This window comes from Streptomyces liangshanensis, assembly GCF_011694815.1.
In the GTDB taxonomy this organism is placed as follows: Bacteria; Actinomycetota; Actinomycetes; order Streptomycetales; family Streptomycetaceae; genus Streptomyces; species Streptomyces liangshanensis.
Window position 1 is genome coordinate 582,187 of record NZ_CP050177.1, and the last position, 11,031, is coordinate 593,217.

Sequence of the window (11,031 nt, forward strand, 5' to 3'; positions counted from 1 at the left end):
CGGAGTTCCGGTACGGGGCTCGGTGTCGTACGGGTACGTGTCAGGTACGGCGGCGGTCCTCCGGGACCCCCATCCCGGCGAAGAGCTTCTCGGCCGCCGCCCGGTGCGCGGCGGCCTCCGCCGTGTCCCCCAGGGCGTCGGCCATGCCCACTAACGCGTAGGCCTCCTCGATGCGGTAGCTGATCGCCGCCGAGAGGTCGAAAGCGTGCTGGTGCAGGGCCAGCGCCGCCGCCGCGTCCCCCTGGCGCAGCCGCAGCCGGCCCACCGTGTTCTCCACCTTCGCGAGCCGCAGCGGCGAGGAGTTCGTCCGCATCAACTGAAGTGCGCCCTCCGCGTGGTCCGGCGTGCGGGGCGGCTTGCCGAGCCGGTCCTCCACGTCGGCGGACAGCGCCAGGGTCAGCGCCAGGTTCACCTGGTTCCCGGTGTCCCCGTACAGCGCGCGGGCCTCGGTCAGGCAGCGGTCCGCCTCCGCGTACTCACCGAGGCCGAGGTGGGCCAGGGCGAGATCGGTGAGGGCACCCGGCAGCCCCTCGTGCTGTCCGAGCTGGAGGCTCAGCTCCGCCGACCGCTGGGCGGCGTCCCGTGCCTCCTCGTACCGGCCCCACTGTTCGTAGAGCGTGCTGAGGATGGTGAGGCTCTCGGCCTCCGCGCGCGGGATGCCCAGCGAGCGTTCGTGGGCGATCGCGGTCTCCATGTGGCCGAGCGCCTCGGCGAAGTTGCCGAGGAGGCTGTTGAACTGGCCGAGGATGCTCTCGCTGTGCGCCTGGGTGTGCCGGTCGCCGAGGCGGATCGCGACGTCCCGGCTCTCCCGGGCCGCGTCGAGCCCCTCGGCGAAGCGGCCCAGTTTCCAGCAGGCGACGCCCAGGTTGGACAGGCTCACCCCGAGCAGCGCCAGGTCCTGCAACCGCTCGGCGGCGGCGACCGCGACGCGGCCCAGTTCGCCGAACTCCTCCAGGTGTCCACGCGCGTTGAGCTGGAAGACGAGGTTGCGGGCGAGGCACACGACGTACCGGTCGTGGCCCCTGCGTTCGGCGAGCGTGACGGCGGCGAGAAGCGCCGTCTGCTCGCGCAGGAACCACTCCTGGGCACGGTCGGCGGTGCTCAGGTCGGGCAGTTCCGCCGTACTGGGGAGCAGGCCGGTGGGGCGGTGGCGCCGCCCGGAGTAGAGGAGGTCGCACGCCACCTCGGTGGCGGTCAGGTAGTAGCAGAGCAAACGTTCCACCGCGACGGCGTCCTCACCCTCCGCCGACTCGCCGAGCTGGCTCTGCGCGAAGCTGCGGACCAAATCGTGGAAGGTGTAGAGGCCGATCTCGGGCTGCTGCACGAGATGGACGTCGAGCAGCATCTCAAGCAGGTCCTCCGCCTCGCGGGTGCCCGAGCCGAGCAGCGCGCCGGCCGCGTGGACGTCCATGTCGCCGCCCGGGTGGAGGGCCAGCGTCCGGAACGCGGTGCGGCACTCGTCGTCCAGGGCCTGGTAGGACAGCCGGAGGGTGGCGGAAACGCTGCGGGCGCCCGAGCTGAGCTCGTCGAGTCTTCGGGTCTCGTCGCGCAGGCGTTCCGCGAGGTACTGGAGGGTCCAGCGGGGGCGGTTGCGCAGCCGGGCGGTGGCGATGCGCAGGGCGAGGGGGAGGTGGCCGCAGAGGCGGGCGAGTTCGGCGGCGGCCTCCGGTTCGGCGGCGACCCGCTGGGCGCCGAGGGTCTCGGCGACCAGCGTGGCGCTCTCCTCGGGCGGCATCACGCCGATGGAGATCCACCGCGCGCCGTCCAGGTCGACCAGGCGGGCCCGGCTGGTGACGAGGACGAGGCAGCCCGCGGAGGCGGGCAGCAGCGGGCGGATGCCGGCCGCGTCGCCCGCGTTGTCAAGGAGGATCAGCAGCCGCCGGCCGACCAGGGTCGCGCGCCACAGGGCGGTGCGGGCCGGTACGTCGTCGGGGATGCGGTCGCCGGGGATCCCGAGGGCCCGCAGCAGGCTGTCGAGCGCGGTGCCGGCGGTCACCGGCTGGTCGCCGGGGGTGTAGCCGCGCAGGTCGATGTGGAGCTGGCCGTCCGGGTAGTCCGGGGCGAGGCGGTGCGCGGCCCGGACCGCGAGGGAGGTCTTGCCGCAGCCGCCCATGCCGTCGATGGCGACGATCCGGGGGCCCTGTTCGCCGGCTTCCCCGGCGCTGCCGAGGATCTCCGCCAGTTCCCGTTCGCGTCCCGTGAAGTCCGACAGGTCGTACGGGAGGGTGCTGGGCGGTTCCGCCGGCAGCGGTACGGGGGCGGCGGGCGCGGGCGCCGGTGCGGGGCCGGCCAGTTCGGGGCTCTCGCGCAGGATCCCCTCGTACAGCTTGGTCAGGTGGGGCCCCGGGTCGATGCCGAGTTCCTCGACGAGCAGCTCGCGGACCTTGCCGTACTCCTCCAGGGCCTCGGCCTGGCGTCCGGAGCGGTAGAGGGCGACCATCAACTGGCCGCGCAGGGTCTCCCGTAAGGGATGCTGCTGGACCAGGTCCTTGAGGTCCACGACCAGTTCGGCGGCCTCGCCGAGCGCGAGATGGAGCTCGAAGAGCTGTTCCGCGGCGGTGAGCCGGCGTTCCTCGATGGAGGTCGACGCCGCCTGGATGACCGGTCCGCCGCTGCCCGACAGGACCGGGCCGCGCCACAGGGCGAGGGCTCCGCGCAGGATCTCGGCCGCGTCGGCCGGGCGGCTCTCGGCGGCGGCGATCTTCGCCTTGCGCGTCAGCAGGCCAAATTCGGCCAGGTCGATCTCGCACTGTTCGAGGGCGACGCGATATCCGGGGCCGTCGGTGAGAAGGACCTCCGCGCCGCCCGGTATCCGCCGTCTCAGGTCCGCTATGGCCTTGCGCACTTGGTGGGAGGCCGTGGTCGGCGGCTCCTCGTCCCAGGCCGCCTCGACCAGTCGCGAAACGGGAAGCACCTTTCCCGGGTCCAGGAGCAAAGTGGCCAGAACTCGCTCCTGAATCACTCCTCCCAGTCGAAGTCGTGTCCCGTTCGACCAGCCCTCGATCGGGCCGAGAATGTTGAAACGCAGCCGATCCCCTGCCGCAGTTGTCATACGGCCTCCCTCCCCATCAGCTCTGCACAGACGCAGACCCTCCCCAGCGCGAAGCGATCGTAGCCCCTACCAGGAAAAGCGCGGTACTGCTCCGGGAAGAGTTCGGGAATGGCGCGTTGCAAGCTGTTGACCGACGGCGGGCCTTCGCCGCCGCGGAGGATACGGAGCGTGAGCAGACCGGGGAAACAGCGGTCCGGACCGGTGCGTTCGGGCAGTCCTGGGAGATCGCCCCACCGGCCATCGCATTTACCGAGATTTTGGGGACCAAGGAGAGAATGATGAATTCCCAGACGGCGCCCGGACTTGACGTACTGCTGCAGAATGCGCGCCGGCGGGCGGGGCTCACCCAGGAACAGCTGGCGGGTCTTTCCACCGTGAGCGTACGGGCCATTCGGGACCTGGAGTTGGGCCGCGTGCAACATCCCCGCAAAGAAACTCTCCGGCTCCTCGCCAATGCCATGCGCCTCACCGACGCGCGGCGCATCGAGCTGGAACTCGCCGTCGACGCCCAGGCCGCGGGGCGGGTATTCCAGGACATATACGGAGCAGACCTCGCCGTGCCGCCCGCTCCCCTGCGCCCCCTGGCGGGCCGGCGTCCCGAACTGGAGGCGCTGACGGCCCGGCTGTCCACGGAACACGAGCGGCTGCTGACCCTGGTGGGGCTGCCGGGGGTGGGCAAGACCCGGCTGGCCCAGGAGGCCGCCTCGGTGCTCCACACCCGGGACCGGGTCCCGGTGCTCTGGGTCGCCATGGACGGTGCGGCCGAGACCACCGGGGCGGCCGCGAACAGCCCGCTGTCGACCATGACCGGGTGGGTGCGGGCGTTGGTCCGCGACGGCGAGAAGCTGGACGAACTCGCCACGGTCATAGGGGCGAAGCCCACCCTGATCGTACTCGACGGTTACGATTCGTCACCCTCCGCGATCAGGCCGCTGCTGAACCTGCTGCGGGTCTGCGAGCGGGTGAAGATCCTGACGACGACCTGCCGGCCGGTGCAGCTGCCCGGCGGGCGGCTGCTCCCGCTGGCCCCGCTGCCCGTGCCCGGCCCCGCCGAGGTTGCCTCGTCCCTGCCGGGCGACTCCCTCGTGACGGACCGGCCGGCCGTGGAACTGATGCTGTCGCATGTCAGCCACATGCGGCCCGACTTCCTCCCCACGGACACCGTCACCACCACCGCCGCCCACATCTGCCGGGCCCTGGACGGCATTCCGCAGGCGCTGGAGGCGGCGGCCTCCTGGCTGCTGCTCTACTCCCCCGAGCAACTCCTCGACATCGCCCTGACCGTGCCGCTGGTCCTGGTCGACGGGGTCACGCCCGCCGACCCCGCCGCCGGACCGGCCCTGAGCGAGCGTCTCGTCGCGGCGGTGTCCGGCCTGGGCCCGCGCGCGACGGCGCTGCTCCGCACGCCCGCCGACCTGTGGACCGTGGACGACGCCGCGCGGGCGCACGGCACGTCCCTCGCCGAGACCGCCCGCGACACCCACGCCCTGCTGGTACGGGGGCTGATCCGCCAGCTCCCCACCGCGCCGGGCGGCCCGGTGGGCTTCACCGTGCCCCACCTGGTGCGCGCGGCGCTCGCGACCGAGCGGGACCGGGAGCGCGGCTCCCTGGTCGACGCGCTCGCCGACTAGGAGCCGCCGGGCCGGCTCCACCCCCTGTCCGTACGCCTCCGCTCCCCTCCCGTCCCCTCCCGCCTCCCGTCCCCTCCTCCCCCCTTCTCGTGAAAGGCAACGCCCCCATGCGCAACCTGATCTCCCTCGCCGACCTCACGCCCGCCGAACTGCGCCACCTCGTCGGGCGGGCCGTCGCGTTCGGCCGTGACGGCGTCCACACGAAGTCGCTCGCCGGGCGCCAGGTCGGCGTCTACTTCCGCAAGTCCTCGACCCGTACCCGTACGTCCTTCTGGAGCGGCGCGACCCGGCTCGGCGCCGACGTGATCACGTTCGGCCCGAACGAGCTCCAGCTCAGCACCGGGGAGACGGTGGAGGACACCGCCCGGGTCCTCGGGCAGTACCTCGACGCCCTCGTCGTACGCACCAACGGGGACATGGAGGAGATCCGCCGGCTCGGCGGCAGCCCGGACCTGGCGGTCGTCAACGCCCTGACCCTGGACGAGCACCCCACCCAGGCGATCGCCGATCTCGCCACGCTGACCGAGGAGTTCGGCTCGCTGGACGGTCTGCACCTGCTGGCCGTCGGCGAGGGCAACAGCTCGGGCGCCGCCCTCGCGCTGGCCGCCGCCCTCACCCCCGGCCTGCGGCTGACCCTGCTGTGCCCGCGCGGGTACGAGGTGCCCAAGGACACCCTGGACCGGGTGGCCGAACTCAGCGGCGGGCGGGCCCTGGTGAGCCAGGTCGTGTCGGCCGACGAGGTCGAGGGCCCGGTGGACGCGGTGTACACCAGCCGGTGGCAGACCATGGGCGTGACGAAGGAGAACCCCGACTGGCTCCGTGACTTCGAGGGCTTCCAAATCGACCGCGCCTTCCTGGAGCGCTTCGGCGGCCCGCGGACCGTCTTCCTGCACGACCTGCCCGCGGTCCGGGGCGAGGAGGTCACCGACGAGGTGCTCGACGGCCCGGCGAGCCGCGCCTGGCGGCAGGCGCACCACAAGATGACGGCGGCCGCGGCGGTCCTGGAGTGGTGCGTGGTGGGCGCCCAGGACTGACCGCGCGCCCGCCCCGCCCCCGCGCCCCCGGCCGTCCCCGGCCGGGGGCGCCGCGCGTACCGCCGCAAACGCCCGCCCCGGGCGACGCGTGCACCGACCGGGAATAACCGCGGCAGCGGAAAGGGCGGGTACGAGGCATTTCGCGCCTCGTACCCGCCCTTCGGAAACGGGAGGAACCGGTGGGATCAGCCACCCATCGCCGCGACCACCGAACGCGGCCGCATATCGGTCCAGTTCGCCTCGATGAATTCGCCGCACTCCTCCTTGCTGCCCTCGCCCCTCATCAGCTCCCAGCCGGCGGGCTGCTGGATCCGGGCGGGCCACAGCGAGTACTGGCCCTCTTCGTTGGCCAGCACCACATAGCGGCCGTTGGGGTCCTCGAACGGATTGGTTGCCATGTTCTCCACCTCGGTTGGACGAAGGTATGCGTTCGGTCGTGGGGTGCGCCTGAGTGGTCCGGCTGAGTCAAAGACTAGGAGCCGCGCGCCGCGTCACCGGGCAGAAGTCCAGGCAGATCGGCGGCACCACGCGGGCCCCGGTCAGGCGAGCATCCGGGCCCTCTGGTGCGCGTGGGTGAGCGCGACCCCGGTGGCCACGGTCGCCGCGCGGACCGCGCCGAGCGCCTCGCGCACCAGCTCGGAGCGCTCCAGGGGCAGGCCCTCGAACCCGGCCTGACCGGCGCGGACGATGTTCAGCGCGGCCTCCAGCACGGCGATCTGGGCCTCGCCCAGCGCCTCGCGCCGGTCGACCCGCTCCCGCACCTCCTCCAGGACGTCCGCGAGTACGTCCGCCACCAGGACACTGTGGCCGGTCTCTGCCATGTCATCACTCCTCGGTCGTTCGCCGGCGGTGGGTACGGAGCCGGAGCCTGAATTCCGCGGGCGCGGTGGGTTCAGTCTCGCGCCCCGAGAGCGCCCCGGCACGGTCCTGTCGTCCAACTGCTCCTTTCCTGCCGGGTGGTTGCCGCACGGGGCGCCGGAAACCGCTCCCGCGCGAATCTACGGTGGTCCTCGAAAGGAAGTTCCGGCACTCCAGGGCCTCCTTTTCCCCTTGTCATCCAATGATGTGGACGAAGCGAACAATGAAGCCTGCGGAATGGGCGGCTCGTCATCGATCCGGGCCGCTGGACGTTGTTGTCACCGGACTCCCCTCCGATGCGCACACCTGGAATCTCATCTACATCCAATTGCTGCTCGAAGACCTCGGGCACACGGTGGTCAATCTCGGTTCCTGTGTTCCGGAGGACGAGATCGTCGAGTCCTGCTGCAAGTTCCAGCCCGACCTGCTGGTGGTCAGCAGCGTCAACGGGCACGGCTTCAACGACGCCAGGCCGCTCATCGGCGCCCTCCGCTCCCGCTGGGAACTGGCCGGGCTGCCCGCCGTCATCGGCGGCAAGCTCGGCGTGTCCGGCGGGCGGCAGGACGAGGCCGACGAGCTGATGCGGGCCGGTTTCGACGCGGTCTTCCAGGACGGCGCCGACATCACCGCCTTCGAGTCGTACGTCGGCTCCCTGCCCCGAGAGGTGGAACGATGACCGCACCGGTCCGCGACGACGTCCCGCTCCGCCCCGGCGCCCCGGTCGGCCGCACCGCCCTGCACCGGCGCCCGCGCTCCTTCGGCCGCTTCGTTGCCGAGGCGCAGGCCCGCGGCGCGCTCGTGGTGCAGCCCCGCATGGGGTTCTCCGACCCCGCGCTGATGCGGGCCGGCCTGCTGGCCACCAAGGGCGCGGCCGACGCCGTCGTCGGCACGATGACGATCGACAGCTACACCCGCGTCAGTGACGAACCGTCCGCGGTCAGGGCGCTGACCGGCGGGGTCCCCCTCAACGGCTTCCCCCTCACCTCGTACAGTCCGCACACCTCGCGCTGGGTGCTGGACGGGGTCCGCGACGCGGGCTTCCCCGTCCAGATCCGGCACGGCTCCGCGCGACCCCAGCGGATCGTCGCCGCCCTGGCGCGGCTCGGCCTGGACGCGACGGAGGGCGGGCCCGTCTCGTACTGCCTGCCGTACGGGCGCACCCCGCTCCTGGACTCGGTCCGCAACTGGCAGGAGACCTGCGACTTCCTGGCCGGGCTGCGCGGTACGGGGGCGGAACCGCACCTGGAGACCTTCGGCGGCTGCATGCTCGGCCAGCTGTGCCCGCCCGGACTGCTCGTGGCGATCAGCGCCCTGGAGGCGCTGTTCTTCCACCGGGCGGGGCTGCGCAGCATCTCGCTCAGCTACGCCCAGCAGACCAGCCCGGCGCAGGACCGGGACGCGGTGCACGCGCTGCGGCGGCTGGCCGCCGAGCTGCTGCCCGACACCGACGCGCACATCGTCCTCTACACGTACATGGGGCTGTACCCGCAGACCCGGCGCGGTGCGCTGGACCTCCTGGAGCGGTCGGCCGAGCTGGCCGTGGAGACGGGGGCGGCGCGGCTGATCGTCAAGACGACCGCCGAGGCGCACCGGATCCCGACGGTCGCCGAGAACGTGGAGGCCCTGCGGGTCGCCTCGCGGGCCGCGGCCCGGTACCGGGCGGGGAACCCCGTCCGCCGGGGGCCGGCCCCGGGCGCGGACCCGGCGGACAACGCGGTGTACGCGGAGGCCCGCGCCCTGGTGGACGCCGTGCTCGACCTCGACGACGACCTGGGCCAGGCGCTGTTGAAGGCCTTCGCCCGCGGCTTCCTGGACGTGCCGTTCTGCCTGCACCCGGACAACGCGGGCCGCAGCAGGAGCCACATCGACGCGTCGGGGCGGCTCACCTGGTCCGAGATCGGGGCGATGCCCATCGGGCACGTCACCGACCGGGGCCGGCGCCTCACGGCCGCCGGGCTGTTCGAGGCGCTGTCGTTCGTGCAGCGCCGGCACGACAGGACCCTGCCCTCCCCGTCCTCTCCCCCTTCCTCGTCCCGTCCCCCGCTCCCCACGGCGGCCCGTCGCCCGGCAGTCCACCGTCAGCACACCCAGGAGGTAGCACCATGACCAGCACGATCGCCGCGCCCGACGGCCGCACGGCTCCTTCGTTCCCGGCCTCCCCGGACGCGCACCTGAGCGCCGAGCCGACCCGTGCCACGCTGCGGGTGCAGAGCCGGATGCTCGCGGCGACCCGGGCCTTCCTCACCGGCCAGGGCTTCCAGGAGCTGCTGCCGCCGGTGATCGGGCCGGTCACGGACCCGGGCATCCGGGGTTCCAAACAGGTGGACATCGATTTCTACGGCCACAAGTACAAACTGATGACCAGCGCGATCCTCTACAAGCAGGCGTCGCTGCTGGCCTTCGACAAGATCTTCTACATCGCGCCCAACGTGCGGCTGGAGCCGCTGGAGACGGCGGTCACGCACCGCCATCTCGCGGAGTTCCACCAGATCGACGTGGAGATCAGGGACGCCCGGCGCGACGACGCGATGGAGCTGGCCGAGCGGCTGGTGGCGTACGTCGTCGCCGAGGTCGTCCGCGAGATGCCGGGGGACCTGGAGCTCCTGGGGCGGGACAAGGACGCGTTCCGGGAGGTCGTCCGGGGGGCGTTCGGCAGGACCACGCACGCGGCGGCGACCGCGGACCTGGTGGCGCTCGGCCACCCGCAGGACCCGGGCGCCGAGATCGACTGGGAGGGCGAGGAGATCCTCTCCGCCAAGTCGAGCCGCCCCTTCTTCGTCGTCGACTACCCCAAGGGGTCGCGCGGCTTCTACGACCAGGAGGACGCCGAACGCCGGGGCGTGCTGCGGAACTTCGACCTGATCGCCCCCGAGGGGTACGGCGAGCTGGCCAGCGGCAGCGAGCGCGAGCACGTGTACGCGGCGCTGGTGACGCGGATGCGGGAGACGGGCGAGAATCCGGCGAAGTACGGCTGGTACCTGGACCTCGCCCGGCGCGGCATCCCCGCCAGCTCCGGGTTCGGCATCGGCCTGGAGCGGTTCACCCGGTACGTGACGGGCCGCACGGCCGCCTGGGAGGCCAGCGCCTACCCGAAGCTCCCCGGAGTGGTGTCGGCATGAGCGCCGTACTGACCGCCGCCGGCTTCCCCGAGGAGCAGGTGCGGCACCGGGCCAGGAACGGCGAGGCTGCCGTGTTCCCCTCACTGGAGTCGTACGGCACCGGCCTGCTGGGCGCCGCGCCGGCCGCCCACTATCCGTACGACCTGCTGGAGCGGGCCAGGATCGTACCCCCGGTGTTCATGCCGGAACGGCTGAAGAAGCTCATCGACCTGGCCAGGGAGCCGCTGTACACGGACGTCGAACTCGACACGGTGATCGGCGGGTTCACCTCCCGGCTGCCGCTGTACGTGTCGGCGTTCGGCTCGACGCGGGTCGCGAGCCGTGACCTGGGCGAGGCGGCGGGACGGCAGGCGGGGCGCCTCGGCATCCCGATGGTCGTCGGGGAGAACGTGGTGCCGGTCAACGGCTACCGTGCCTCGTCCGGTTCCGGGGTCTCCCCGCTGCTCGGCCGGATCGCCGCCTACACGGCCGCCGCCGGTGAGGAGTACGGCGGGGTGGTGGTGCAGCAGTCCACCGAGGACGCGGACGCCGAGGTGTGGAACCTCGTCTACAGCGACCCGGTCTCGGAGCCGCTGCTCGCCTCCGGACGGCTGGCGTTCGAGCTGAAGGTCGGCCAGGGCGCCAAACCGGGCCTGGGCGGGCTCACGGTCCTGGGCCGCGAGGCCGCGGGCCGGGTGGCCGAACAGTACGCCACGGACGCGGTGTTCGGCGCGGACACCGACGCCGTCCTGCGGATCAGCAGCCCCGGCACGTTCACCGAGGAGATCCTGCGCCAGCAGATCCGGCTGATGCGCAACAACTTCCCGCGCGTGAGGGTGTGGGTGAAGCTGCACCCGGGCCGTGACGTGGCGCTCGCGGCGGCCACCGCGTGGGCGGCCGGCGCGGACTCCGTCACGGTGGACGGCGCGGAGGGCGGTACCGCCTGGGCGCCGCACGCCTTCCTCGGCCAGGTGGGACTGCCGCTCGGCGAGTGCCTGGCCCGCATCGGACCCACCGGCCACTGCCTGCTCGCCAGCGGGCGGATGTGGGAGGGCGGCCGGGCCACCAAGGCGCTGGCGCTCGGTGCCCGCGCCGTCGGACTGGGCCGGGCGGCCCTGCTCGCCGTGGACGAGGACGCCGACGCCGGTCTCGTACGGCTGGCCGAGAGCATCGCCCTGGAACTGCGCCTGCTGATCAGCTCCCTGGGCAAGTACCGCGCGAACGCCCTCGACGCGGACGACGTGTTGCTGCCCTCCGGGGCCGCGTTCGCGTCCCGTACCGGCTGACGCCCCCGTACCGACTGACGCCCCGCAGGGCCGACTCCCCCCGTACTCCAGCGACTTCGCACCATCCGTACG

The 11,031-nt window shown here is 72.6% G+C and carries 9 protein-coding genes; 6 read left to right on the forward strand and 3 right to left on the reverse strand.

All coding sequences use genetic code 11. The features are described 5' to 3' along the window. Positions 1 to 40: 40 nt before the first annotated feature. Entirely contained in the window at positions 41 to 2,962 is a 2,922-nt protein-coding gene (locus HA039_RS02585) for an AfsR/SARP family transcriptional regulator (RefSeq protein WP_341830001.1), read from the reverse strand. 365 nt (positions 2,963 to 3,327) lie between these two features. Here HA039_RS02585 and HA039_RS02590 point away from each other — a divergent pair, with 365 nt between their 5' ends. Together HA039_RS02590 and HA039_RS02595 are read left to right on the forward strand one after the other, a co-directional pair. Beyond that, positions 3,328 to 4,683 carry a helix-turn-helix domain-containing protein gene (locus HA039_RS02590; protein WP_167023108.1) on the forward strand — a complete coding sequence of 452 codons (1,356 nt, stop codon included), beginning with the start codon at positions 3,328 to 3,330 and terminating at the stop codon, positions 4,681 to 4,683. Between the two features lie 107 nt (positions 4,684 to 4,790). After that, positions 4,791 to 5,717 (forward strand): ornithine carbamoyltransferase, encoded by a 927-nt coding sequence (locus tag HA039_RS02595; protein WP_167023111.1) that lies wholly within the window; start codon positions 4,791 to 4,793, stop codon positions 5,715 to 5,717. 185 nt (positions 5,718 to 5,902) lie between these two features. Here the strand turns inward: HA039_RS02595 and HA039_RS02600 are convergent, their stop codons facing one another. Together HA039_RS02600 and HA039_RS02605 are read right to left on the reverse strand one after the other, a co-directional pair. Further along, positions 5,903 to 6,115 carry an MbtH family protein gene (locus tag HA039_RS02600; protein WP_167023114.1) on the reverse strand — a complete coding sequence of 71 codons (213 nt, stop codon included), beginning with the start codon at positions 6,113 to 6,115 and terminating at the stop codon, positions 5,903 to 5,905. 141 nt (positions 6,116 to 6,256) lie between these two features. Continuing rightward, positions 6,257 to 6,538, reverse strand: coding sequence for a hypothetical protein (locus tag HA039_RS02605; protein WP_167023117.1), 282 nt, complete (start codon positions 6,536 to 6,538; stop codon positions 6,257 to 6,259). A gap of 260 nt (positions 6,539 to 6,798) precedes the next feature. Here HA039_RS02605 and HA039_RS02610 point away from each other — a divergent pair, with 260 nt between their 5' ends. From HA039_RS02610 to HA039_RS02625, 4 genes are read left to right on the forward strand one after another with little or no spacing between them, the layout of a single operon-like run. Next, positions 6,799 to 7,251 (forward strand): cobalamin B12-binding domain-containing protein, encoded by a 453-nt coding sequence (locus HA039_RS02610; RefSeq protein ID WP_167023120.1) that lies wholly within the window; start codon positions 6,799 to 6,801, stop codon positions 7,249 to 7,251. Beyond that, positions 7,248 to 8,681, forward strand: coding sequence for a methylaspartate mutase (locus tag HA039_RS02615; RefSeq protein ID WP_167023123.1), 1,434 nt, complete (start codon positions 7,248 to 7,250; stop codon positions 8,679 to 8,681). Before HA039_RS02610 ends, HA039_RS02615 begins: the two co-directional genes overlap by 4 nt. After that, positions 8,678 to 9,694, forward strand: a complete 1,017-nt coding sequence (locus HA039_RS02620) for an asparagine synthetase A (protein ID WP_167023126.1) — start codon at positions 8,678 to 8,680, stop codon at positions 9,692 to 9,694. The genes HA039_RS02615 and HA039_RS02620 overlap by 4 nt, the downstream gene beginning before the upstream one ends. Next, on the forward strand, positions 9,691 to 10,959 hold the full coding sequence (locus HA039_RS02625) for a glutamate synthase-related protein (RefSeq protein WP_167023130.1): 1,269 nt from the start codon (positions 9,691 to 9,693) through the stop codon (positions 10,957 to 10,959). The genes HA039_RS02620 and HA039_RS02625 overlap by 4 nt, the downstream gene beginning before the upstream one ends. Positions 10,960 to 11,031 lie beyond the last annotated feature (72 nt).